Here is a 23956-nt window from a genome sequence, read left to right as displayed (position 1 = left end):
GTCACCACTGCCGGTGACCACCCGGTCGGCGTGTCAGAAGTCGTGGAACGTCATCGTGCGGGCACCGCGACAATCACCGGAAGGGATGGCAATTGCCCAGCACAGCGGAAGGGCCGCGAGCGCGCAAAGTGCCACAGCGGCCAGGGGACCGCATCTTCGCCGGTGCCTCCACAGGCGCAGGCGTCCTGATTCTTGTCGTACTCGCGGGTGTCGCGGCGTTCCTGCTGGTCGAGGCCTGGCCCGCGCTCCTCGCGCCCGCTGAGGACATCCCGAACGGCGAGGGGCTGGCCGTCTACATCTGGCCGCTGCTGTTCGGCACCCTGCTCTCGGCGGTGTTCGCGCTGCTCATCGCGGCCCCGCTCGCCGTGGCGATCGCGCTGTTCGTGACGTACTACGCACCCCGGCGTCTCGCGCAGGTCCTGGGGTACGTGATCGACCTGCTCGCCGCCGTCCCGAGCATCGTGTACGGCCTCTGGGGCTTCAACCAGCTGGCGCCGTTGACCGTGGAGCCGACGGGCTGGCTCGCGGAGAACCTCGGCTTCCTTCCGTTCTTCGAGGGACCGCCGTCGGCGACGGGACGCACGATGCTCGTCGCGATCCTGGTGCTCGCCGTGATGATCCTGCCGATCATCACCGCCGTCGTGCGCGAGGCGTTCCGGCAGACGCCGAGGCTGCACGAGGAGGCGTCGCTGGCGCTGGGCGCCACCCGATGGGAAATGATCAAGATGGCGGTGCTGCCGTTCGGCCGGTCGAGCATCATCGGCGCGTCCATGCTCGGCCTCGGCCGCGCGCTGGGCGAGACGATGGCCGTGGCGATCGTCCTGTCGGTGTCGGGCGGCGTCACCTTCAACCTGATCAGCACCGGCAACCCGGGAACCATCGCGGCGAACATCGCGCTGCAGTTCCCCGAGTCCACCGGCATCTCCGTCAACACGCTGATCGCCTCCGGCCTCGTGCTCTTCGCGCTGACGCTGGTGGTGAACATGATCGCCCGCGCGGTGATCGAGCGGCGCAAGGAATTCTCGGGAGCCAACTGATGCCCACTTCGACGAGTTCTCCCGACACGAACACCCCCGACCTGCACACTCCGCTGTCGGGTGTGCCCCTGACCCACGGCCAGCTCCCGAAGTACGCGTCGTGGCTCGTGCTGGCGGTCGCGCTGCTCGCCGGACTCGGGCTCTGGGGGCTCGCCGACTGGAACGTCGCCGGTGCGGCCGTGGTGGCCGCCCTGGGCTACACCGTCGTCGTCTACACGTGGGCCCGTGGCGTCGAGGGACCGCGCAAGGCCAAGGACCGGCTGGTCACCGCCCTGGTCACCGGCGCGTTCCTGCTGGCGCTGCTGCCGCTGATCTCGGTCGTCGTCACCGTGGTCACGAAGGGCATGGCCCGCTTCGACGTCGAGTTCTTCACCTACTCGATGCGGGGCATCCTCGGCGAGGGCGGTGGTGTGTACCACGCCATCATGGGCACGCTGATCATCACCGCGCTCGCGACGGTGATCTCCGTGCCCGTCGGCATGCTGACCGCGATCTACCTGGTGGAGTACGGACGCGGCAAACTCGCCAAGGCCATCACGTTCTTCGTCGACGTCATGACCGGGATCCCGTCGATCGTCGCCGGTCTGTTCGCCTACGCGCTGTTCGCGCTGGTGTTCGGGCCGGGGGTGCGCATGGGCATCATGGGCGCCGTCGCGTTGAGCGTGTTGATGATCCCCGTGGTGGTGCGCTCCACCGAGGAGATGCTCAAGCTCGTGCCGAACGAGCTGCGCGAGGCGTCGTACGCGCTCGGGGTGCCCAAGTGGCGCACCATCCTCAAGGTGGTCCTGCCGACCGCGCTGGCCGGTATCGCGACCGGTGTCACGCTCGCGATCGCGAGGGTCATCGGTGAGACGGCGCCGTTGCTGGTCACGGTCGGGATCACCACGAGCGACAACTTCGATCCGTTCGACGGCCGGATGGCCACGCTGCCGGTCTTCTCGTACTACCAGTACGTGGCTCCGGGCACGCCGCCCGAGCCGGCACTCGATCGGGCCTGGGCAGCGGCGCTGCTGCTCATCATCATCGTGATGGCGCTCAACCTCGTCGCCCGGCTCATCTCCCGGCTGTTCGCGCCGAAGACCCGCGGCTGAAGTCAAGAACCTGGATAGGAAGCACTGTGGCAAAGCGCATCGAGGTCAAGGATCTCGACATCTACTACGACAAGTTCCTCGCCGTGCAGGGCGTGTCGATGACGATCCAGCCACGGGCGGTCACCGCGTTGATCGGTCCTTCCGGCTGCGGGAAGTCCACGTTCCTCCGCACGCTGAACCGCATGCACGAGCTGGTGCCGAACGCGCGGGTGGAGGGCCAGGTCGTGATGGACGACCAGGACCTGTACGCCCCGAACGTCGACCCGGTGCGCGTGCGGACCCAGATCGGCATGGTCTTCCAGCGCCCCAACCCGTTCCCCACGATGTCGATTTACGACAACGTGGCGGCCGGGCTGAAGCTGAACAACCGGAAGATGAAGAAGTCCGACATGGACGACATCGTCGAGCAGTCGCTGCGCTCGGCGAACCTGTGGAACGAGGTCAAGGACCGCCTGAACAAGCCCGGTTCCGGCCTCTCCGGCGGTCAGCAGCAGCGGTTGTGCATCGCCAGGGCCATCGCGGTGCACCCCGATGTGCTGCTGATGGACGAGCCGTGCTCGGCGCTCGACCCCATCTCCACGCAGGCCATCGAGGACCTGATGCTGGAGCTGAAGGAGAACTACACGATCGTCATCGTCACCCACAACATGCAGCAGGCGGCGCGGGTGAGCGACGCGACCGGGTTCTTCAACCTCAAGGGTGTGGGCCAGCCGGGCGAGCTGGTGGAGATCGACGAGACGACGAAGATCTTCTCGACGCCGAAGAACAAGGCCACCGAGGACTACATCTCCGGTCGCTTCGGCTGACGGGACCGCCGGGGCGTGGGCGGGGTGCGAACCCTGCTCACGCCCCCTTCGCGTACTGGACGTCCGTCTCGACCGTGGTGAAGCCGAGCTTGCGGTAGACGGCGACGGCGGGAGCGTTGTCCCCCTCGACGTAGAGGATGATGCGGTCGAGTCCACGGTCACGCAGGTGGCGCAGGCCGGCGAGGGTCAACGCCTTGCCCAGCCCACCTCCCTGCGCGTCGGGGTCGACTCCCACGACGTAGACCTCGCCCACGGGCACGCCGTCGAATCGGCGGGGGTTCGCGGGATGCACCTTCGTCCAGTGGAACCCCAGCACCCGTCCCTCGGCGTTCTCGGCGAGGAAGAAGCCGTCGGCGTCGAACCAGCTCTCGCGTTCGGCCTGCTCCAGCGCCGCGACGTCGAACGCGCTCTGCTCCGGGTGCCAGTCGAACGCCCGCGCGTTGACGTCGATGACGGCCTGCTCGTCGCGGCCCGGCACGAACGTCCGCAGCCGCACGCCCTCGGGCAGGGTCGGTTCCGGCCACTCCTGCTCCGCCGACGACGCACCCATGACCAGCAGTTCCCTGGCACGCGAGAGTCCGAACCGCTCCGCGAGCCGGACGGCGGCCGGGTGGTCGCCGTGCGCCCAGACCCGCAGCGGGCCGCTCGCCTCGCGCACCACCTCGTCGAGCATCGCCGCGCCGTGGCCGTGCCGCCGGTGGGCCGGATGCACGATCAGTTCGACGACCTGCCTGCCGAACGCGTCCGTGTCGAGGTGCGCGTAACCCGCCAGCACCCGGGAAGGGCCGTCACCGACCAGGCACAGCAGGTGCCGGGGGCCGGTGAACTCCCCCGGCAGTGCACCACCGGGCTCGACGTCCGGCCTGCCGTCGGTGTCGCGGGCGGCGAGCAGCAACGCCCGCACGTCCTCGGTCCGGTCGCCGGTCAACTCGTCGGCCCACACGAAGTCGCGCATGACCCAACCCTAGCCCGGGGGCACGTCAGCGGGACGGCACGAAGCGCAGGTGGGGACGCTGCCGCAACCGCAACGCGAACGCGCCCGCGACGACGGCCAGCAACACCACCGTGCAAAGCATTCCGTGCGCCAGCCCGCGCAGCAGGTACGCCTCGTCGACACCGTCGACCGCGTACGTGGCGATCTCCCGGCTGAACCAGAACGGCAGCGCCTTGGCCAGCATGGTCGCGGGGTCGGCCATCATCTGCAGCCCCGTCACGGCGAGCAGGATCAGCGTCCCCTCCAGTTCCCGGGGGAACACGGCGCTGAGCGCGAGCCCGAAGGGAGCCGAGATCAGCACGGTGATCGCCATGATGAGAGCCACGGAACCGTGTCGGACGTCGGCCTGGTCCACCAGGATCAACACGAAGTACGGGATCGAGAGCACGACCCCCACGAGCCACAGCGCCCCGAGCCTGCCGAGGTAGAGGTGGTGACTGCGGTAGCCGGACAGGCGCAGTCGTGGCTCCATCGAGCTGCCGGAGTTGCCCGCGAACAGCGCGGCCGTGCTCAACGCCCAGCCGAGCCCGAGACAGACGAAGCGAATCGACTGACCGAGGTGGTCAGAGCGCCTGCTGAGGTAGAACGCCAGCGGCAACAGCAGCAGGATGACCAGCACCGAACGGCGTCGCAGCACCTCCCGCAGCGCCATCTCGGCAACCGTGACGATCTTGTTCACGCGACAGCCCTCCCCGCCGAGGTCAGGTCCAACACGGTGTCCACGCGGTCGAGCTGGCTCAGCAGGTGGGTCACCACCACGACGGCCTTGCCCGCGTCCCGCCATTCCCACACGTGCTGCCAGAAGTCCAGGTAGGACCCCCGGTCGAAACCCTGGTAGGGCTCGTCGAGCAACACGATGTCGGGGTCGCCCAGACCCGCGAGCACGAGGTTGAGCTTCTGCCGCGTGCCCCCGGAAAGGTGGCGCGCCTGCCGCTCCCGGGCGGGCTGCCAGTCCAGCTCCGCGGCCCTGCGACGTCCGACGTCCGTGGCGCGCCGCCGGGACAGCCCCCGCCCGGCTCCGATGAGGACGAAGTGCTCGTCGGCCGTCAGGAAGTCGGCGGTGCCGCCGTTCTGCGGGCAGTAGCCGAGTGTCCCGTGGACCCGGACCTCACCGCTGTCGGTGCTCACCAGTCCCGCGCAGATGCCGAGGAACGTGCTCTTGCCACAGCCGTTGGCACCGACGACGGCCACGATCTGGCCCGCTCGGACCGTGAGGTCGACACCGGACAGCACCGTGTGACGGCCGTACTTCTTCGTGATGCCCCGGACATCCAGCAGGACCCGGCCGGGAGGACGCCGCGTCCTGCCGAGGCTGTCGACCACCACGTCGGCGTACAGCCGCGGGTCGCCGAAGGTCTGCACCGGCGGTTCCCCGCTGTCCTGCAGGTGAGTGGCGGTCTCGGCGACCACCTGCCGTAGGGCGGGCGGCGCCACGCCTCGCCTTCGCAGCTCACTCGCGAAAGCGGCGAGCCAGTCGTCGTACTGCGTCCTGCGCGTCGTCATCAGCGTCCTTTCCCCAGGATCGAGTCCACGCCGTGGCGGAAGGCGTGCCACTCCGCAGCGGTGTCCCGCAGGGCCTCTTCGCCCGCCGGGGTGATCCGGTAGTACTTGCGGGCCGGACCGACGGTCCCCTCACGCCACGTCGCGGTGATCAGCTCCCGCCGTTCGAGGCGCAACAGCAGCGGGTACAACGTGCCCCCTTTGACGGGGCCGAGGCCGGCTTCCTCCAGCGCGGCGGCGAGCTCGTACCCGTACGACTCCCGGCGCCGCACCAACGCCAACACACACGGCTCCAACACGGCGCGTAACCACTGAGCCCGTCGATCGTGCTGCACAGGGGCGAACGGTAACAGCAGACTAAGTAGGCTCGCTACCTAGTACCCGAAAAAGAACGCCACCCCGCCCGAAGGCGGGATGGCGGCCTCATGACGTCGAAGCAGAGCCCGAGACTCAGCGCGAGGTGAGTTCCCGGGTGTCGGGGGTCGCCCCCTCGGCGACCGGCTTGCCGGGGCGTTCGAACTTGTAGCCGACGTTGCGCACGGTGCCGATGAGCTGCTCGTGCTCCGGACCGAGCTTGGCCCGCAGCCGTCGCACGTGCACGTCCACGGTGCGCGTGCCACCGAAGAAGTCGTAGCCCCACACCTCCTGCAGCAGTTGCGCCCTGGTGAAGACGCGACCGGCGTGCTGGGCGAGGTACTTGAGGAGTTCGAACTCCTTGTACGTCAGTTCGAGGGTCCGCTTGCGCAGCCGAGCCGTGTAGGTGACCTCGTCGATCACGAGATCGCCCACCCGGAGCTCCCCCTCGGGCTCGTCCTGGGTGCCCTCGCGGGTGGCGACCAGCCTCAATCGGGCGTCCAGCTCGGCGGGCCCGGCGTTGGGGAGCACAATGTCGTCGGTGCGCCAGTCGGAGTTCACGGCCACGAGCCCGCCCTCGCCCACGACCGTGAGCACCGGGGTGGTCGACTCACCGGACCCCTTGAGCAGTCGGCAGAGGCTCTTGGCCGACGCCAGGTCGCTGCGGGCGTCGAGGACGATGACGTCACAGTGCCCCGCGTCCAGGATGGCGGTGACCTCCGGAGCGCGCACCCGTACCGTATGCGGCAGCAAGTCCAGTGCGGGGAGGACGGAGATGGCTCGCTGTTCAGGGGTCAGCATCAACAGGTCCAGGCTCATCGCCACCACCTCGCACGTCATGCTTTCCATGGACACCGAAACGGGGTCCCGGTTCGGTCGAGAATAGTGCCGGGTCCGGCGGCCACAGCAGTTCTGGAACCGGGGTCACACCAAATCGGGGCCGCTGAAACACGGAATTAACAGAACGGATGTGGTTGTGAACACCGCGGTAACCGACAGGACGCAGCCGGACGGGACAAGGAGCCGACGCCGGATGAAGCGCCTCGTGATCGTGCTGGTCGTGCTCGTGGGACTCCTCGTGGGCGCCGACTTCGCCGCCGCCACCTTCGCCGAACACACCGTGTCGCAGAAGGCCCGCGAACAACTCGATCTCACGCATGACCCGGCTGTCACCATTCACGGTTTCCCGTTTGTCACCCAGGCGTTGTCCGGCGAATACGATCACATCAACATCAGCGCCGACGGCGTGCGCGTGCAGGAGTTGCAGGACGTCTCCGTGCGCGCCGACCTCTACGACGTCACGGCCCCCATGTCGGACCTCACGGCGGGCAACGTCGACAACATCGAGATCGGTCGCCTCGCGGGCGAGATCACGCTGAAGGCCAGCGACATCGCCAGGGTCGCCCCGCTCACGAACATCGACGACCTGCGCATCGAGCCGTCCTCGAAGGCGTACGTGCTCCACGGAGAGGGCGTCGACGAGGAGCAGGAGGCCCAGGTCGAGGAGGACTCGGACGAGTCCACGGCAGGGGTGCGCCTGTCGGGCAAGGCCGACGTCGCCGGCGAGCGCATCGAGATCTTCGCCTTCGCCATGATCGAGCTGGACGGCACGACGATCCGCATCACGCCGCACCGGCTGCAGTTCGGCAACGACCAGGAGACGACCGTCGTGCCTCCCGAGGTGCAGCAAGCCCTGCTCCCGCACTTCGAGGCCGACATCAACGCGGGCGAGATGCCGTTCACGGTGACGCCGACCGCGATCCGGGTCGAGTCGGGCTCCCTCACCCTGCACGGCGAGGCCGAGAACGTCACGTTCTCGGGCGTGTCCACCGCCTTCGGCGGCTGACGGTGCGGCGATGACCGGCCTGTGGGTGCTCGTGGGCACGCTCGTCGTGGGCGTGCTCACCGGCACGCTGCTGTCCCTGCGCAACGGGAGGATCCGCCGCGCCATGTCGACCACACCGTCGAACGCGTCGTCCGCACTGCCGAGCGCCGTCGCCGACGCTCTCGACCCGCACGCGATCACCCTGGTCCAACTGTCGACCACCTTCTGCGGGCCGTGTCGGCACGCGCGTGCCGTCCTGACGCGGTTCGCCGACACCACCGAGGGCGTCACCCACGTCGACCTCGACGTCACCGACCGGCCGGAGGTAGCGCAGTCGCTGCGGGTGCTGCGCACTCCCACCACGATCGCCTACGCCCCCGAAGGCACCGAACTGCTGCGCATCAGCGGCGTTCCCACCCTGGACTCGGTCCGCACCGCCCTGGCCCCGCACACGCGTCTCACAGAGTGAACGTCGTTCCCGAGAGTGTGTGAGCTGGGTACGCTCGGTGCGTGACCAGGCTGCCCCGCTACCTGCTGACGAAACGGCGCGCCGTCGATCTGTGCCGCGTGCGGAGCAGCCTGTGTCCCACGTCCCGCGCCGCGCACAGCCAGCGATCGACGTCTCGGAGGTGACATGTCCGCCGGAGCATCCGTGGACCCACGTGGCCCTCGGTTCGCGGCCGCGGTCACCACGGTCGTCCTCGCGGTGGTCCTCCTCACCGACTGGTGGCCGCTGCTCGCGGCGCAGACCGTGGTGTTCGCACTCGGCGCCTTCCGCGGGCCGTCGGCGACACCGTATTCGGCGCTCTACCGCGCACTCGTCGCACCACGGCTGAAGCCCACCACCGAGCGGGAGTCGGTCGCGCCGCTGCGGTTCGCCCAGGCCGTCGGCCTCGGGTTCGCCCTCGTGGGCACCGTCGGGTACGTGACCGGCCTGACCGGTCTCGCGCTGGTGGCCACCGCGTTCGCGCTGCTCGCCGCGTTCCTCAACGCGGTATTCGACTTCTGTCTGGGCTGCGAGGTGTATCTGCTGCTGCAGCGGGTCACACCACGAACCAAGCGCGCCTGAACCACAACCACACCCCAGCAGCCTGGTCGTTGCCCTTTTTCACCGATGAAGAAAGTGAGTGCCGCCATGAGCCGTGAAGACGTGCTGGTCACCACCGAATGGGCCGAGGAGAACCTGAACACCCCGGGTGTCGTGTTCGTCGAGGTCGACGAGGACACCACCGCATACGACGGCGGCCACATCCCGGGTGCGGTGAAGATCGACTGGAAGACCGAGCTGCAGGACCCCGTGCGGCGCGACTTCGTCGACCGCGAGGGCTTCGAGAAGCTGCTGTCCTCCAAGGGCATCGCCAACGACGACCTCGTCGTCCTCTACGGCGGCAACAACAACTGGTTCGCCGCCTACGCCTACTGGTACTTCAAGCTGTACGGGCACGGCCCGGTGAAGCTGCTCGACGGTGGCCGCAAGAAGTGGGAGCTCGACGGCCGCCCGCTCTCCACCGACGCGGTGACCCGGGAGAGCACCGACTACAAGGCCTCGGAGCAGGACCACTCGCTGCGCGCGTTCCGCGACGAGGTCGTCGAGGCCATCAACGCGAAGAACCTCGTGGACGTCCGCTCGCCCGACGAGTACGCGGGCAAGCTCGTGGCCCCGGCACACCTGCCGCAGGAGGCGGCTCAGCGGGCCGGCCACATCCCCACCGCCATCAACGTGCCGTGGTCGAAGGCCGCGAACGAGGACGGCACCTTCAAGTCGAACGAGGAGCTGGAGCAGCTCTACCGCGACGCGGGGCTCGACACGACGAAGCCCACCATCGCCTACTGCCGCATCGGCGAGCGTTCCAGCCACACGTGGTTCGCGCTGCGTGAGCTGCTCGGGCTGCAGGACGTGAAGAACTACGACGGCTCGTGGACCGAGTACGGCTCGCTGGTCGGCGTTCCGGTGGAGACGGGAGAAGGACAGCGATGAGCGACGGTTGCGGAGCCCCCGCCCAGACCGCCACCCCGGCCGACGCGGACGCGAACGGCCAGGTGGTCGTCGCGGGCACGGTCATCGGTACGGACGGCCCGTTGGGCGGCGCGTACGTGCGGCTGCTCGACGCGACGGGCGAGTTCGCCGGCGAGGTGCAGGCGTCCCCGCAGGGTGACTTCCGCTTCTACGCCGCGCCCGGTGCGTGGACGGTGCGCGCGCTGCACCGCTCCGGCAAGGGCGAGGCCGCGTTGCACGTCGACGGCCCCGGCATCCACCGGGTCGCCGTCGCCGTGTCCTGACCTGCCGAACCGCTGCCGAGTCGACTCCGAGGCCGCCTCACCCGCCGTGGTGGGGCGGCCTCGGTTGTGTCAGGACTCTCAAGGCCCGGGCCGGTGCGGCGGGCCCGGCGCGGGTTATCCTTCGGCCGTGGAGTTTCTGTTTACGGCACTGATGGTGTTGGTCGTCGTCGCGTCCATCTGGTTCAGCGGGTACGTGGTGTACCGCCTGTACACCGACCACTGATCGACGCCCACTTCGACACCGACACTCAGCGAGCCACGACGTCATGACGAGCGGCGACGACGCTATTCGGGCTGCCGCGGAACGCGCCGAGAAGACGGCGCACCGCAATCTGCCGCAGTTCGACGACCTGCCCATCTCCGGTGACACCGCGAACCTGCGACAAGGCGCCGAGCTGAACGACGCCTGTCTGGCCCTGCTCCCCCTCGTGGGGGTCTGGCGGGGCGAGGGCGAGGTGAGCTACCCGACGGTCGACCGCACGTACCGGTTCGCCCAACAGCTCGTCATCGCGCACGACGGCAGGCCGTTCCTCCACCACGAGTCCCGCACATGGCTGCTGGACGACGACGGCGAAGTACTTCGCCTCGCCGCCCGTGAGACCGGCTGGTGGCGACCCCAGCCGGACGACACCATCGAACTCCTGCTGGCCCACTCCACCGGCATCGTCGAGATCTTCTACGGCAAGCCGCGCAGCCAGACGGCCTGGGAACTCGGAACCGACGCCGTGGTGCGCACCGCGAGCGCCAAGGAGGTCACCGCGGCCAAGCGGCTGTACGGCCTCATCAACGGCGACCTCGGCTGGGTCGAGGAGCGCGCGATGGTGAACGAGCCGATGACCCCCCACTGCTCGGCGGTGCTGCAGCGCGTGGTCGGCTGACCGCTAGGCGTACTGGCTCTCGTAGGCGTCGCACAGCTCGCTGTGGATGTCCGTGGAGTCGGGCAACCGCGTGCCGTCGAGCGTGTGCACCCGGGTCACCTTGCGCACCGACGACGCGAGGAACACCCCGTCGGCCGAGGCCAACTCGTCCGCCCGCAGGGTCTCCATCTTCACGGTCCAGCCCGCGTTCTCGGCAGCCCGGAACACGGCACGTTGCGTGGTGCCCGGCAGGATGCCGACGGTCGGTGGCGGCGTGTACAGGGTGCGGCCCTTCGCCACGAGCACCGTGGACGTCGGTCCCTCCAGCACCGAGCCGTCCGTGGCGGTGAAGATCACGTCGTCGGCGCCGCGACGGCCCGCCTCCCGCAGCGCGGCCAGGTTGACCGCGTACGACAGCGTCTTGGCACCGAGCAGCAGCCAGGGAGCGCGCTGGGAGATCTCCGGCCCGAAGCCCCGGTCGAGCGTCACCACCGCGATGCCCTCGGCGCGCGCGGTACGGATCTTGTCGTCGATGTCCATGCCGAGCGCGTAGCAGAACGGCTCGACGTCGGGGTCACCCTCGGAACCACGGGTGTAGACCAGCTTCACGGCGATCTCCGACGAGCCCTGCCAGTTGTCGATCACCTGCTGGACGGCCTGCTCCCACAGGGGCAGGTCGGGCTCGGGCAGGTCGAGCATCGCCGCGGACCGGGCCAGGCGGTCGAGGTGCGGGCCCAGTTCCCGGGGCTTGCCGTCGACCACGAGCACGGTCTCGAAGATCCCGTCACCCCGAAGCACACCCGTGTTGTCCACGCGGACGTACGGTTTCGTGGGGTCGCCGAGCGTCCCGTCGAGGAAGGCCAGAACTCGCATGGGACCACCGTACTCACCCGGGATCGACGAACCAGCCTACGATCGGGGTATGGCGTATGAGTCTCCGCTGCTGAGGCGTCCCGGCGCCGTCGCACCTCCCGACGATCTTCCCGAGGCCGGTGTGCCCTGGCACTGGGGTGACCCGTTCGCCGAACAGCGCACCGCCAGCCGCGGTGTCGCCGTCGTCGACCGATCACATCGGCAGATCATCACCGTCTCCGGCGAGGAACGACTGTCGTGGCTGCATCTGGTGATCTCGCAGCACGTCACCCAGCTCCCGGACGGTGAGGGCACCGAGGCGCTCGTCCTCGACAGCCAGGGGCGGATCGACGCGCACATGGTGCTCGCCCACGTCGACGAGGTCGTCTACCTCGACACCGACCCGGGTGCCACCGCCACCTCGGCGCTGCCGAGAGGTGAGGCCAAGCAGACGTTGTTGGCCTACTTCGAGGCCATGAAGTTCTGGTCGAAGGTCGAGATCACCGACGCGACGGACGAGTGGGCGCTGTTGACGTTGCTGGGGCCCGAGGTGCCCTCGATGCTGGAGCGGTTCGACATCGCGCTGGAGCAGCGTCCGTACGCGGTCGCGCGCTTCTCCGGCGGCGTGGCGCGCCGGATGCCCTGGCCCGGACCGTCGAGTGTGGACCTGCTCGTGCGCAGGGCCGAGCTGGACGACTGGTGGACCCGGCTCACCGACGCCGGAGCCCGGCCGACGGGCTCCTGGGCCTTCGACGCGCTGCGCGTGGAGTCGCGGCGGCCGAGGCTGGGTGTCGACACCGACGAACGCGCGATCCCGCACGAGGTGAACTGGATCGGCTCCGCCGCCCACGTGGCGAAGGGCTGCTACCGGGGGCAGGAGACCGTCGCCAAGGTGCACAACGTGGGCAGGCCGCCCCGGCACATGGTGCTGCTGCACCTCGACGGCTCCCAGGAGATCTACCCGGAGACGGGCGATCCCGTCCGACTCGGCGACCGAACGGTGGGACGGGTCGGCAGCGTGGCCCAGCACCACGAGCTCGGCCCCATCGCGCTGGCGCTGCTCAAGCGCTCCACGCCGTGGCACGCGGAGTTGACGGCGGGCACCGACGACCGTGTGGTGCAGGCGTCCGTGGACCCGGACTCGCTCCCCCGCGAACACGCCGCTCCCGGCCGAGAAGCCGCACAGCGTCTACGTGGCTGAAAGTACGCCCGTCCACTGGTGGATTCCGTCGTCGTAGAGCAGGATGACCCCGTGATCGAAGTCCGGCCCGGCGGCCGCCGTCGGATCGACCGTGTGCTGGCCGACGACTACGCGCGAGACCTCGGCGGCCTTCCGATGTCGACGTTGCGGGAACGCCGCAACGAGGCGGCACAAGAAGAGACCGACCTGTCCTACCTGCGGCGACTGCTCCACGCCCGCATCGACATCGTGAAGGCGGAGCAGCAGCGACGTGCCTCGGGTGGCCAAACCCGCGTGGTCGACCAACTCACCGCGATCCTCGCCGACAACGCGCTCGGCCCGGCCACCGGATCGGGTCGCTACCAGAAGCTGGAGCCGTCACGGGCGGGCGAGTACCGGCGCAGCGCGGAGGCACTCGTGGGGGATGCCGACCTCTCCGACGTCACCTCGTTGTCGGACGGCAGACTGTCCGAGGCCCTCGCGAGCTACCGGGAGCAGGAGAAGTCCGTCTCCCAACGTCGTCGCGAGGTGCAGGCCGTCGTCGACGCGTTCAACGCGGAGATCGCACGCCGCTACGCGCAGGGCGCCGCGTCGGTCGACGAACTGCTGGACAGCGAACGCCGTCAGAGCCCTGTCGACGGCGAGCCGGACTGAGAACGGAAGTGCATGAGTTTCGCGACGGAGAACCCGGTGCTGGTCGAGGTGGCACGGTCCGGGTTCGTGGAGAGTGTGCATCGAGGCGCCGTGGTGGTCACGGCACCGGACGGCACCGTCCGGGCCGCCCTCGGCGACGTGGACACCCCCGTGTTCCCCCGGTCGAGCAACAAGCCGTTCCAGGCGCTCGGCATGCTGAACGCCGGGCTGGAGATCTCCGACGACGATCTCGCTCTCGCGTGCGCGTCCCACTCGGGTGAGTCCGGCCACGTCGAGCGGGCGCTTGCCGTCCTGGCCGCCGCGGGCCTGGCCGAGGACGACCTGCACTGCCCTCCCGACCCGCGTCGGGCGGCGATGAACTGCTCCGGCAAGCACGCCGCCATGCTGACCACGTGCGTGCAACGGGGTTGGCCGACGGCCACCTACACCGATCCCGACCACCCGTTGCAGCGCGTCATCGCCGACACTGTGGTCGAGCTGACCGGCGAGAAGATCGCCGCCGTGGGTGTCGACGGGTGCGGCGCCCCGCTCTTCGCGTTCTCCCTCACGGGGCTCGCCAGGGCGTTCGCGGCGGCGGCCCGGACCCGCGTCGGCGAGGTGATGCGCACCTATCCGTGGCTCGTGGCGGGCACCGGCCGCGAGGACACGCTGTTGATGCTGTCCGTGCCCGGCCTGCTGTGCAAGGGAGGCGCCGAGGGCGTCCACGCCATGACGCTGGCCGACGGCACCACGGTGGCGCTCAAGATCGACGACGGCGGCTCTCGGGCCCGGGGACCGATCCTGGTCGCGGCGCTGCGGGCACTCGGCGCGCTGCCGGACAACCCGGCCGCACAGGCGGTGCTCGACGGCCTCGGCCGCGGTGCCGGTCTGGTGCTCGGTGCGGGTCGCGAGGTCGGGGAGCTGCGGGTGACCGACGCGGTGGAGGCCGAGCTGGCCCGCCTGGCGTGAGTCAGTTGAAGCGTTCGCGCGAGGCCAGGTCGCCCCAGTAGTCGCGCAGGTTCTCGAACGCCTCGGCGACCTCCTCCACCGACTCCCGACGCAGCCCGTCGAGGATCGCGTGCACCTCGTCGGCGCTCGTGTCGGTGGCGAGCACCGGGTCCTCGATGAGCTGCACGAGACCGCCGTAGTCGAGCTCGACCGCCGACAGCGGGTGGAAGCTCGACAGCCAGCGGCTGGTCTCGGCGAGGATGCGGCTCGGGCCCGAGTCCTCCCCGAGTGCCTCACGCACGAGCTGCTCGGCCTCGGTGATGCGGTCCATCGCGTCGGCCATCGCCACCCGCCACGACACCTCCCGGATCGGGTCCGACGGTCCGGTGCCCAGCACGATGCGCCGCTCGTCGGGATCGACGATGGTGAACCACGGCAGCGGGACGGTCCAGTTGGTCGACAGCACGTGCATGGTCGAGCCGTAGAGGTCGCGCAACGCGGCGGTCGAGCGGCTCCGCACCGCCTCCGGGGTGAGCCCCTTGGCGTCGAGCACGGCCGCCTGCAACGCAGGAGGGGCGTCGTCGAGGAAGCTTGCCAGGGCGGCGGCCGAACGCACCCTGATCTCCAGAGGACAGACGAGCGGCTCGGTGGCCAGCTCGACGCTGTCGTCGCTGATCGGCACCTCGCCCGGTTCGATCACGAGCACGTCGGTGCGCAGACTCGGCCCCGCCTTCCCGTCCGCCGTCTCGGCGGGCAGAGTGTGGATGGGCGAAATCTGTGACTTCAGCCATAGCCACTGCTCGCGCGCGATCGCCTCGTTCGGCGTCATCTCGGAGCGTTCGACGGCCGCGAGCAGCGCGTCGTCCGGCGGATCGCCGAAGGACGACAGCGGTTCGTACACCCTGAGGTAGGCCGCGAACGGTCGAAGCACCCGTGAATCGTGACACGACTCGCCCACTCGCCGGGCACCGGCTGGTCGCTCGGCGCCGTCGCGGGGGATACTGTCAGCGGTCGCACACCGTGCCACGTCGCATAAGCACCCGGAGGCACGGTACGGTGTGGTTAGGAAAAGTAGTCGAGACGACGCGGGGCCGCCGATTACCCCCGGCCGCCCCGCCCCTGTGCAAGGGGGTCGAGCCATGGGGCGCGGCCGAGCTAAGGCCAAGCAGACAAAAGTGGCCCGGGAGCTCAAGTACAGCGTTCCCACCACGGACTTCGATGCACTGCAGCGTGAGCTGTCGGGCAAGTCGTCCAACGACGACACCCGCGAGGACGAGGATCGGTACGAGGACCCGTACGACGACGGGTACGACGACTACCGCCGTTGATCCGACGCCGGCGCGAGGGTGGATGCGGGACACTCGAATCCCCCCTCGCGTCAGCGTGTGTGCTCGGCATCGGACTTCAGTGGTCGGCGTTCACCGGCGTGCGCAGCACCTGGCGCCGGTGAACGCCGGGCCTGTCTCACCGTTGTCGTGCTCTAAGCTGCCGCTGTGGAGACCGTGGAGCCAGTGGACTCGCCGCTGAGAGTGGGCCTGGTCGGCGCAGGGTCGTGGGCGACGCGGATACACGCGCCCGGGATCGTCGATCACCCCGCCACCACGTTGAGTGCCGTGTGGACCCGTCGGCCCGAGGCCGCGGCCGAACTGGCCGACACCTACGACGCCACCGCGTGTTCCTCCTTCACCGACCTGCTCGACTCGGTCGACGCGGTCGCCTTCGCCGTTCCCCCGTCCGTTCAGGGAGAACTCGCCGTCACCGCCGCCGAGGCGGGCAAGCATCTCATCCTCGAAAAGCCCCTCGCCGCCGACGTCGCGCAGGCCGAGCGCGTGGCTCGCGCCGTGTCGGACGCCGACGTGGTGGCGTTGCTCATGCTCACGCTGCGCTATGCCGTGCGTACCCGCGACTGGCTGGCCGGGCTCGCCGAGACCGGCGGGTGGACCGGGGCCAGCGCCCGCTGGCTCTCGGGAGCATTCCTCGGTGACCAGTACGGCAACGCCGCGTGGCGGCACGAGATCGGGGCTCTCGGCGACATCGGTCCCCACGTGCTCGACCTCGTGGACGCGGCACTCGGCCCGATCACCGACGTCGTCGCCGCGCGCCGGGACGACGGTGAGCTGTGGCACCTCATGCTCGCCCACGAGAGCGGGGCGACCAGCTCCGTGGCGCTGGCGTCACGGCTGCCCGTCCGGCCCACCGCCGTGGAGTTCGCGGTCTACGGCGAACACGGCCTGCGCGTGCTCGGTCGGGAGCACAACGGCGGACCGGAGTCGTACACGGCTCTGCTGGACGACTTCGCGGCGATGATCGACTCCGGGGTGCGGGAGCACCCCTGCGACGTGCACAGGGGTGTCCACCTGCAACGGGTGCTCGAATTGTGCCGGGCCCGCGCCTCCCGCTGAACGCCGGCGATCAGGAAGCCCCGACCTCCTCGCGGTTCCTGCCCTGCGACAGCAGGCGACGCAGCAAGGGCCAGGCCAGGATCAACGCCACCACGACGTAGACGGTCACCGCCATCGGCGAATCGACCAGACCGATCAGGTCGCCGTTGCTGATCTGCAGCGCACGACGCATCTGCAGTTCGGCCGCCGGGCCGAGGATCACGCCGATGATCGCGGGCAGCACGGGAAGCCCGAACCGGCGCATCACGAACCCGATCACGCCGACGACGAACAACAGCACCAGGTCGATCGCCTGACCACCCACGGAGTACGCGCCCACGGCGGCGAAGAACAAAATGCCCGCGTAGAGGTACGGCCGTGGGATGCGCAGCAACTTCGCCCACACCGGAGCGAGCGGCAGGTTGATGACCAACAGCAGCACCAACCCCACGAACAAGCTCGCCACCAGCGCCCACACCAGTTCCGACTCGTGGTCGAACAGCAGCGGCCCGGGCTGGATGCCGTACTGCTGGAACGCCGCGAGCATCACTGCGGTGACGGCCGTGGTGGGCAGCCCGAGCGTGAGCATCGTCGTCAACGTCCCCGCCGCCGACGCGCTCGCCGTGGACTCCGGTCCCGCCACGCCCTCGATGGCGCCCTTGCCGAACTCGTCCTTGCGCTTGGCCAGCCGCCGCTCGGTGACGTACGACAGGAACGTCGGGATCTCCGCACCACCGGCCGGAATCGCCCCGAACGGGAAGCCGATCACCGGGCCACGCAGCCACGGCTTCCAGGTGCGTCGGAGATCGTCGCGCCCCAGCCACGGCTGTCCCGCCGCCAACGGCTTCTCGGGTGTCTGACGCAGGTGCGCCGCCACCCACAGGGCCTCACCGACCGCGAACAGGCCGACCGCCACGATCACCACGTCGATCCCGTCGGACAGATGCAACGAACCGAACGTCAGCCGCGCCTGCCCGGTCATCTGGTCGAGACCCACGAGGCCGATCGACAACCCGATCAACAGGGACGCGAACCCGCGCACCCGCGACCTGCCCAGCACCGACGTCACCGCGACGAACGCGAGCACCATCACGGCGAAGTAGTCCGGCGCGCCGATGTCCACGGCCAGCGACGCCACGACCGGCGCCAGCAGCACCAGCGCGAGAGTGCCGATCAGGCCGCCGACGAAGTTGCCGATCGCGGCCGCGGCCAGCGCCTGCGGTGCCTTGCCCCGCTTGGCCAGCGGATAACCCTCGATCGCGGTCACCACCGAAGCGCTCTCGCCCGGAGTGTTCAGCAGGATCGACGTGGTGGAGCCACCGAACATGCCGCCGTAGTAGATGCCCGCGAACATGATGAACGCGGCGGTGGGGTCCAGCCCGTACGTCACGGGCAGCAGCAGAGCGACCGCCATCGCCGGGCCGATTCCCGGCAACACCCCGATGGCCGTCCCGAGCACCACGCCCAGCGCGGCGAACAACAGGTTGGTCGGGGTGAGCGCGGTGCCGAAGCCGTCGATCAGGTTCGACAGCGACGCTGTGACGTCCATCGGCTACAGCACCTCCATCAGGGGGCCACCGGGCAACGACACGCCCAGCAGCTCGTTGAAGACGAACCACGTCGTCACCGACAACACCGCTGCGATCAACGGGTCGCGCACCGTGTCACGGCTGCCCAGCGCGTAGGCCACGCCCCAGAACATCAGTGCCGACGACAACGGGAACCCGACCACGTCGATCAACGCGGCGTTGGCAAGGAACGCGCCGGAGAGGAGTAGCACCGTCCGCCGGTCGGGCGGCGTCGACAGGTCCACGTCCTCGCCGCCCTCGGCCTCGCCCCGACCCCCGCGCAGCACGTCGACGGCCAGGAAGGCCGCGACCAGCAGCAACAGGCCGCCCACGACCACGGGCACCGCCTTCGGCCCGAGTGGGCCGCGCTGGGTGAAGTCGGTGGGCAGGCTCACCGCGTCGGCGATCACCAACACGCCGAGCGCGAACAGGAACGCACAGAGTCCCAGCTCGCCGCGCCCCTGCCACCAGCGGCGTGGCGCGCGGTCGTCGGGTTCGGAATCGTCGGTGGTGTTCACGGCAGGTGCGTTCATGCCAGCCCCAGCTCCTTCAGCACCGACGCGACCCTGGCGTTCTCGGCCGCGAGGAAATCGCCGAACTCCTCGCCGGTGGCGAACGCGTCGTCCCAGCCGTTGAGCCGCAGGGCCTCACGCCACTGGTCGGTGTCGTGCATCGCGGTGAACAGGTCGATCAACTTCCGCCGGTCGTCGTCCGACAGATCCGGCGGTGCCACGACGCCGCGCCAGTTGGTGAAGCTGACGTCGACGCCCACCTCCTGCAACGTCGGGGCGTCGATGCCGGGAACCCGCTCCGGGCTCGTCACGGCCAATGCCCGCAGCTCCCCCGCCTCGATCTGGTCGCGGGTCTCTCCGACTCCCGACACGCCGAACGCGATCTTCCCGCCGAGTACGGAGGCCATCAGCTCGCCGCCGCCGTCGAACGGCACGTAGTTGACCTTCCTCGGGTCGAGTCCCACGGCCTTGGCCGTCAACATCGGCGCGAGGTGGTCCGGACCGCCGGGCGACGAACCACCGCCGACCGGCATGCCGTTCGGGTCCGCCTTCCACGCCTCCAACAGGTCGTGGACGTCCTCGTAGGGCGAGTCCTTGCCGACGACGATGATGTCGGCTTCCTCGGTGAGCTTCGCGATGGGCGTCGTGTCCTGCAACGTCGACGGCGACGAGTTCGTGTAGACGGACCCGACCACGCCGAGCCCCATCGACATGGCGAGCTTGCCGTTGCCACGTTCGGCGACGAGCCGCCCCAGCGCGACCGTGCCGCCCGCGCCCGGCAGGTTGAAGACCTCCGTCGGCCCGTTCAGGTCGGCGTCCTCGAACACCTTCACCGCCGTGCGGGCCGTGATGTCGTAGCCACCGCCCGGCGTGTTCGGCACCATCACCCGCAGACCGCGGATGCGCGAGTCCGCCTCGTCACCGCCCGTGGAGATCAACGGTGGAACGAGCAACACGAGCAGTACCGCGCCGAGCACCGCGAGCCACGTCTTCGGTTGGCGCACTTCTCACCTCACTGTGAGGGCTGATCTGACAGCGCGTCATCGTGCCCGAGCGGCCCCCATACCGTCGCGGTTACGCACCTAACGATCGTTGTGGTCGTTGTGGTCGTCCGCCGACCCGCGCAGCCGGTGTCATAGTGGCCCGGTGGGGAGCAAGAAGTCGCTGGCCAGGCAGTTGTTGGGCTGGCACCTGTCGCTCGTGTTCGCGCTGCTCGGCTGTGTGACCGTGTACTCGGTGATCCAGTCGAACGACAACTTCGTCGAGGACGAGGGCCGCGCGCTGCTGTCCGTGGCGGAGAACGTCGCGGCCACCCCCGGCGTGGGCGCGAGCCTCACCGATCCCGTCAACCACGACCCGCTGCCCGGCTTCGCCGAGAGCGCGCGGAGCCTGTCCGGAGCCGACTTCGTGGTCATCGCCCAGGCCGACCGCACCGTCCTCGCCACACCCGACCCCTCGCAACTGCGCACGCCGTTGCCACTCGGCGACAGCACGGTGACACGAGGCCGCGCCTGGGTCGGCGAGGTGGACGGCTCCCTCGTCGCGCACGTGCCCGTGATGGACGCCCGCGGCCGCATGATCGGGATCGTCGCCGCGGGCAAGGCCATGCCCGGCTTCTTCGAGGGCGTCGCCAACCGGCCCGCCGACGCGCTCGCGCTCCTCGGCATGGCGCTGGTGCTCGGCGTCGCGGGGTCGTTCCTGCTCGCGTGGCGGGTGAAGCGGCAGACCCTCGGGCTCGAACCCCGCGAGATCACCGGGCTCGTGGAACACCGGGAGGCGTTGCTGCACGGCATCAAGGAAGGCGTGGTGGGCCTCGACCAACAGCACCGCATCACGCTGGTCAACGACCACGCCCGACAACTGCTCGCCCTCCCCGTCGACTGCGTCGGCGCCGCCGTCGACGACCTCGACCTCGGCGGGCGGCTGCGCGACGTCCTCACCGGGCAGACCGACGGAGTCGACCAGATCGTGCTGCGCGCCGGGCGGGTGCTCGTGCTCAACCGCATGCCCGTGTCGCGCGACGGCCGCCGCCTCGGCGCGGTGGTGACCTTGCGCGACCGCACCGAACTCGTGACGTTGCGGGAGGAACTGGCGACCAGCTCGCGCACCACCGACACCCTGCGGGCCCAGGCACACGAGTTCTCCAACCGCCTGCACACCATCGCCGGACTCATCGAACTCGGCGAGTACGACGAAGTCCGCCAGTACGTCGACCTGGTCCGGCGCGAGCACGAGGAATGGCACGACCAGGTGACCGCCCGCATCGGCGACACCGCCGTGGCCGCCCTGCTCATCGCCAAGGCCAGCCTCGCGGCCGAACAGGGCACCGGGCTGCGACTCACCGACGACAGCTACCTCTCCGACACCGACGAACGCCTGTCCGCCGACCTCGTGACCGTGGTCGGCAACCTCGTCGACAACGCCCTCGACGCCGTACGCGGAGCACCGGACGCCTGGGTGGAGGTCGACGTCCGTGACCACGACGGGACGGTGACGGTGGTGGTGCGGGACTCCGGCCCCGGCGTGGCGCCGGAGATCGCCACCGAGGTGTTCGCGCACGGCTTCACCACCAAAGCCGCCGAACACGGACGCGGGCTCGGGCTCGCGCTCACCCGTCAGGCGTGTCGTCGCCGCGGCGGCCGGGTGGAGCTGCACAACGACAGTGGTGCGGTGTTCACAGCGGTCTTGCCCTCCGCGCCGCCGACCGAGATGGTGGCACCGTGATGCGGGTACTCGTCGTCGACGACGACTTCATGGTGGCCAAGGTGCACAGCGGGTACGTCGACCGCACACCCGGGTTCACCGTGATCGGCGCGGCCCACACCGGCGCGGAAGCGTTGCGGCTCGTCCGGGAGGAGAGACCCGACCTCGTCCTGCTCGACATCTACCTTCCCGACGTCGACGGGCTCACCGTGCTGCGGGAATTGCGCGCCGACCCGACGACCGTGGACATCGACGTCATCGTCATCACCGCCGCGCGCGACGTGGACACCATCCGCCGGTCACTGCGCGGCGGGGCGCTGCACTACCTCATCAAGCCGTTCTCCTACGCCGCGCTGCGCGACCAGCTCGACCGAGCGGGGTCGCTGCACCGGAAGTTGGCCCGGCTGGCGACCCGTCCGGCGGCAGCGCAACCCGACGTCGACGACGTGTTCGGGACCCGCCGGCCCGGCACGGCACCGCTGCCCAAGGGCCTCACCACGCAGACGGCGGAGCTGGTGAAGGGCGCGCTGACGGCTCACCCCGAAGGGCTGTCGGCGACGGAGTGCGCGCACGTGACACGACTGTCCCGCCCGAGCGCCCGCCGGTACCTCGAACACTTCGTCGACACCGGCCAGGCGGACGTCCGCCTCCGCTACGGCCACACCGGCCGCCCCGAACGGCAGTACCACTGGCGCCCCTGAGCAACCCAACCCGGCGTGTCCGCGAGCTGCGCGCGCGTGTCCGCACCTCCCGCACTCGTGTCCGCGAGTTGCGCACGCGTGTCCGCATCTCCTGCGCGCGTGTCCGCGACGTGCGGCGCAAACTTGCGTACACAGACCGGGGACACGAGTCCCCAGACCGAGGACACGAGTGCACAGGCCGAGGACACGCGCGCGCGGGCTGCGGACACGACGTCCGGGGGGGTCAGTCGTCCCAGGAGCGGCGGTTGCGCTTGAGCTGGGAGCGGCGCTTCTTGCTCGCGAGGCGGCGTTCCTGCGAGCCCCTCGTGGGCTTCGTGGGACGGCGCTTCCTCGGCGGCGGAGCCGCGGCCTGCCGCAACAGGGCGACCAGCCGCTCCCGCGCCGCCCGCCGGTTCGCCCACTGCTCCCGGTGCTCGCTCGCCACGACGGTGAGCACACCCTGGACGAGCCGCCCGCCCAACCGTTCCAGCAGCCGAGCGCGCAGCGCGTCGGGCACCGACGGCGAGCGGGCCACGTCGAACGACAGCTCGACCCGCGACGAGGTCGTGTTGACGCCCTGGCCTCCCGGGCCGGACGCTCGGGAGAACCGCTCCGACAGCTCCGACTCGGCGATCACGAATCGGGCGCTGACCCGCAGGTTCTCGGCCATCACGTCCGTGTCAGAAGCGAGGATGGTCCCCGGTCAGGGTCACGCGCGGACCGTCCGGGTCGTCCGACGGCCGCACCTCGCCCAGCACCCACGCGGGCACGTGCCGGGCCGTCAGCACCGCGAGCGCGCGATCGACGTCCTCGGGCGAGACGACGACCACCATGCCGACGCCCATGTTGAAGGTGCGCTCCATCTCCTCGCGCTCCACGCGGCCGCGCTGCGCGATCATCGCGAAGACCGGGTCGGGCGTCCACGTCTGACGTTCAAGCTGCGCCACGACGCCGTGCGGCATCACGCGCGCGAGGTTCTCCTGGAGCCCGCCGCCGGTGACATGCGCGAACGTGCGCACCTCCGCCTCGGCCACGAGCGCGAGGCAGTCCTTCGCGTAGATCCGGGTGGGTTCGAGCAGCTCCTCGCCGAGCGTGCGACCGAACTCCTCGACGTGGCCCTCCAACGGCATCCGCGCGATGTCGAGCAGCACGTGCCGCGCGAGCGAGTAGCCGTTGGAGTGCAGCCCCGTGGAGCCGAGGCCGATCACGACGTCACCCGGCCGCACCAGTTCCGGTCGGAGCACGGCCGAGGCCTCGACCACGCCCACACCGGTGGCGGACACGTCGTAGTCGTGCTCGCCCATCATGCCGGGATGCTCCGCGGTCTCTCCGCCGAGCAAGGCACAGCCGGCTCGCACACAACCTTCGGCGATCCCCGACACGATCGACTCGATCTTCTCGGGGATCACCTTGCCGACGGCGATGTAGTCCTGGAGGAACAGCGGCTCGGCGCCGGTGACCACCAGATCGTCCACGACCATCGCCACGAGGTCGATGCCGATGGTGTCGTGCTTGTCCAGCGCCTGGGCTACGGCGATCTTGGTGCCGACACCGTCGGTGGACGACGCGAGCAGCGGCTCGGTCCACCGCCCCGCCTTGAGCGCGAACAGTCCGGCGAAACCGCCGACCCCGCCCACCACCTCGGGCCGAGCCGCTCGCTCGGCGTGGGGCTTGAGCAGTTCGACGGCTTTGTCGCCTGCGTCGATGTCGACACCGGCGGCGGCATACGTGGCGCGCGCGGACTCGCTCACGGAA

At 69.8% G+C, this 23956-nt stretch carries 29 protein-coding genes; 17 read left to right on the top strand and 12 right to left on the bottom strand.

Annotation, left to right across the window (positions count from 1 at the left end):
• Positions 1-92: 92 nt before the first annotated feature.
• Genes pstC through pstB form a run of 3 tightly spaced genes read left to right on the top strand, consistent with a single transcriptional unit; the run spans position 93 to position 2934 of the window.
• Positions 93-1037 (top strand): phosphate ABC transporter permease subunit PstC, encoded by a 945-nt coding sequence (pstC, locus tag JAV51_RS06655; protein ID WP_197319736.1) that lies wholly within the window; start codon positions 93-95, stop codon positions 1035-1037.
• Positions 1037-2128, top strand: a complete 1092-nt coding sequence (gene pstA, locus JAV51_RS06650) for a phosphate ABC transporter permease PstA (RefSeq protein WP_197319735.1) — start codon at positions 1037-1039, stop codon at positions 2126-2128. Before pstC ends, pstA begins: the two co-directional genes overlap by 1 nt.
• Before the next feature lie 26 nt (positions 2129-2154).
• Entirely contained in the window at positions 2155-2934 is a 780-nt protein-coding gene (gene pstB / locus JAV51_RS06645) for a phosphate ABC transporter ATP-binding protein PstB (RefSeq protein WP_197319734.1), read from the top strand.
• A gap of 37 nt (positions 2935-2971) precedes the next feature.
• Here the strand turns inward: pstB and mshD are convergent, their stop codons facing one another.
• The 5 genes from mshD to JAV51_RS06620 all read right to left on the bottom strand — a co-directional run bounded on the left by mshD (position 2972) and on the right by JAV51_RS06620 (position 6601).
• Positions 2972-3889, bottom strand: a complete 918-nt coding sequence (gene mshD / locus JAV51_RS06640; protein ID WP_197319733.1) for a mycothiol synthase — start codon at positions 3887-3889, stop codon at positions 2972-2974.
• 25 nt (positions 3890-3914) lie between these two features.
• On the bottom strand, positions 3915-4607 hold the full coding sequence (locus tag JAV51_RS06635; protein WP_197319732.1) for a hypothetical protein: 693 nt from the start codon (positions 4605-4607) through the stop codon (positions 3915-3917).
• Positions 4604-5431 (bottom strand): ATP-binding cassette domain-containing protein, encoded by an 828-nt coding sequence (locus JAV51_RS06630; RefSeq protein WP_197319731.1) that lies wholly within the window; start codon positions 5429-5431, stop codon positions 4604-4606. Before JAV51_RS06630 ends, JAV51_RS06635 begins: the two co-directional genes overlap by 4 nt.
• Positions 5431-5763: a PadR family transcriptional regulator gene (locus tag JAV51_RS06625; protein WP_307845753.1), complete on the bottom strand. Its 333-nt coding sequence runs from the start codon at positions 5761-5763 to the stop codon at positions 5431-5433. The genes JAV51_RS06630 and JAV51_RS06625 overlap by 1 nt, the downstream gene beginning before the upstream one ends.
• A 115-nt stretch (positions 5764-5878) precedes the next feature.
• Positions 5879-6601: a response regulator transcription factor gene (locus tag JAV51_RS06620; protein WP_197319730.1), complete on the bottom strand. Its 723-nt coding sequence runs from the start codon at positions 6599-6601 to the stop codon at positions 5879-5881.
• 214 nt (positions 6602-6815) lie between these two features.
• On the opposite strand from JAV51_RS06620, the gene JAV51_RS06615 reads away from it, so the two are divergent.
• The 7 genes from JAV51_RS06615 (at position 6816) to JAV51_RS06590 (ending at position 10765) form a co-directional block, all read left to right on the top strand.
• Positions 6816-7628, top strand: coding sequence for a DUF2993 domain-containing protein (locus JAV51_RS06615; protein ID WP_197319729.1), 813 nt, complete (start codon positions 6816-6818; stop codon positions 7626-7628).
• 10 nt (positions 7629-7638) lie between these two features.
• On the top strand, positions 7639-8076 hold the full coding sequence (locus JAV51_RS06610) for a thioredoxin family protein (RefSeq protein ID WP_197319728.1): 438 nt from the start codon (positions 7639-7641) through the stop codon (positions 8074-8076).
• A gap of 41 nt (positions 8077-8117) precedes the next feature.
• A complete protein-coding gene (locus JAV51_RS20525; RefSeq protein ID WP_374058980.1) occupies positions 8118-8240 on the top strand; it encodes a putative leader peptide in 123 nt (40 codons plus the stop codon).
• 1 nt (position 8241) lies between these two features.
• Entirely contained in the window at positions 8242-8676 is a 435-nt protein-coding gene (locus tag JAV51_RS06605; protein ID WP_197319727.1) for a DUF4395 domain-containing protein, read from the top strand.
• A 66-nt stretch (positions 8677-8742) separates the two neighbouring features.
• Positions 8743-9585, top strand: a complete 843-nt coding sequence (locus tag JAV51_RS06600) for a sulfurtransferase (protein WP_197319726.1) — start codon at positions 8743-8745, stop codon at positions 9583-9585.
• A complete protein-coding gene (locus JAV51_RS06595) occupies positions 9582-9887 on the top strand; it encodes a DUF1416 domain-containing protein (protein WP_197319725.1) in 306 nt (101 codons plus the stop codon). The genes JAV51_RS06600 and JAV51_RS06595 overlap by 4 nt, the downstream gene beginning before the upstream one ends.
• A 266-nt stretch (positions 9888-10153) precedes the next feature.
• Positions 10154-10765: an FABP family protein gene (locus tag JAV51_RS06590; protein WP_197319724.1), complete on the top strand. Its 612-nt coding sequence runs from the start codon at positions 10154-10156 to the stop codon at positions 10763-10765.
• Positions 10766-10768: 3 nt separating this feature from the next.
• On the opposite strand, the gene JAV51_RS06585 is transcribed toward JAV51_RS06590, so the two are convergent.
• Entirely contained in the window at positions 10769-11617 is an 849-nt protein-coding gene (locus JAV51_RS06585) for an aminodeoxychorismate lyase (RefSeq protein ID WP_197319723.1), read from the bottom strand.
• Between the two features lie 49 nt (positions 11618-11666).
• On the opposite strand from JAV51_RS06585, the gene JAV51_RS06580 reads away from it, so the two are divergent.
• Genes JAV51_RS06580 through JAV51_RS06570 form a run of 3 tightly spaced genes read left to right on the top strand, consistent with a single transcriptional unit; the run spans position 11667 to position 14378 of the window.
• The gene (locus JAV51_RS06580) at positions 11667-12797 is read left to right on the top strand and encodes a folate-binding protein YgfZ (protein WP_197319722.1); all 1131 of its coding nucleotides are present in this window, start codon (positions 11667-11669) and stop codon (positions 12795-12797) included.
• A 51-nt stretch (positions 12798-12848) separates the two neighbouring features.
• The gene (locus JAV51_RS06575) at positions 12849-13430 is read left to right on the top strand and encodes an aerial mycelium formation protein (protein WP_197319721.1); all 582 of its coding nucleotides are present in this window, start codon (positions 12849-12851) and stop codon (positions 13428-13430) included.
• 12 nt (positions 13431-13442) lie between these two features.
• Positions 13443-14378, top strand: a complete 936-nt coding sequence (locus tag JAV51_RS06570) for an asparaginase (RefSeq protein WP_197319720.1) — start codon at positions 13443-13445, stop codon at positions 14376-14378.
• Between the two features lies 1 nt (position 14379).
• Here the strand turns inward: JAV51_RS06570 and JAV51_RS06565 are convergent, their stop codons facing one another.
• A complete protein-coding gene (locus JAV51_RS06565) occupies positions 14380-15288 on the bottom strand; it encodes a hypothetical protein (protein ID WP_197319719.1) in 909 nt (302 codons plus the stop codon).
• A gap of 208 nt (positions 15289-15496) precedes the next feature.
• Here JAV51_RS06565 and JAV51_RS06560 point away from each other — a divergent pair, with 208 nt between their 5' ends.
• Positions 15497-15685: a DUF3073 domain-containing protein gene (locus JAV51_RS06560; RefSeq protein WP_197319718.1), complete on the top strand. Its 189-nt coding sequence runs from the start codon at positions 15497-15499 to the stop codon at positions 15683-15685.
• A 165-nt stretch (positions 15686-15850) separates the two neighbouring features.
• Positions 15851-16759 carry a Gfo/Idh/MocA family oxidoreductase gene (locus tag JAV51_RS06555; protein WP_307845752.1) on the top strand — a complete coding sequence of 303 codons (909 nt, stop codon included), beginning with the start codon at positions 15851-15853 and terminating at the stop codon, positions 16757-16759.
• A 10-nt stretch (positions 16760-16769) separates the two neighbouring features.
• Here the strand turns inward: JAV51_RS06555 and JAV51_RS06550 are convergent, their stop codons facing one another.
• From JAV51_RS06550 to JAV51_RS06540, 3 genes are read right to left on the bottom strand one after another with little or no spacing between them, the layout of a single operon-like run.
• A complete protein-coding gene (locus JAV51_RS06550; protein ID WP_197319717.1) occupies positions 16770-18287 on the bottom strand; it encodes a tripartite tricarboxylate transporter permease in 1518 nt (505 codons plus the stop codon).
• Between the two features lie 3 nt (positions 18288-18290).
• Positions 18291-18839, bottom strand: a complete 549-nt coding sequence (locus JAV51_RS06545) for a tripartite tricarboxylate transporter TctB family protein (protein WP_197319716.1) — start codon at positions 18837-18839, stop codon at positions 18291-18293.
• A complete protein-coding gene (locus JAV51_RS06540) occupies positions 18836-19822 on the bottom strand; it encodes a tripartite tricarboxylate transporter substrate binding protein (RefSeq protein WP_197319715.1) in 987 nt (328 codons plus the stop codon). Before JAV51_RS06540 ends, JAV51_RS06545 begins: the two co-directional genes overlap by 4 nt.
• A gap of 142 nt (positions 19823-19964) precedes the next feature.
• On the opposite strand from JAV51_RS06540, the gene JAV51_RS06535 reads away from it, so the two are divergent.
• Positions 19965-21542, top strand: a complete 1578-nt coding sequence (locus JAV51_RS06535) for a sensor histidine kinase (protein WP_197319714.1) — start codon at positions 19965-19967, stop codon at positions 21540-21542.
• Positions 21539-22222 (top strand): response regulator, encoded by a 684-nt coding sequence (locus JAV51_RS06530; RefSeq protein ID WP_197319713.1) that lies wholly within the window; start codon positions 21539-21541, stop codon positions 22220-22222. The genes JAV51_RS06535 and JAV51_RS06530 overlap by 4 nt, the downstream gene beginning before the upstream one ends.
• Before the next feature lie 223 nt (positions 22223-22445).
• On the opposite strand, the gene arfB is transcribed toward JAV51_RS06530, so the two are convergent.
• Both arfB and purM read right to left on the bottom strand, forming a co-directional pair.
• Entirely contained in the window at positions 22446-22871 is a 426-nt protein-coding gene (arfB, locus tag JAV51_RS06525) for an alternative ribosome rescue aminoacyl-tRNA hydrolase ArfB (protein ID WP_197319712.1), read from the bottom strand.
• Positions 22872-22881: 10 nt separating this feature from the next.
• Positions 22882-23952, bottom strand: a complete 1071-nt coding sequence (gene purM / locus JAV51_RS06520) for a phosphoribosylformylglycinamidine cyclo-ligase (RefSeq protein ID WP_197319711.1) — start codon at positions 23950-23952, stop codon at positions 22882-22884.
• Positions 23953-23956 lie beyond the last annotated feature (4 nt).

The sequence above is a fragment of the Saccharomonospora sp. NB11 genome (assembly GCF_015910535.1).
Classification (GTDB): Bacteria; Actinomycetota; Actinomycetes; order Mycobacteriales; family Pseudonocardiaceae; genus Saccharomonospora.
This window is presented reverse-complemented; position numbering and strand designations above follow the sequence as displayed.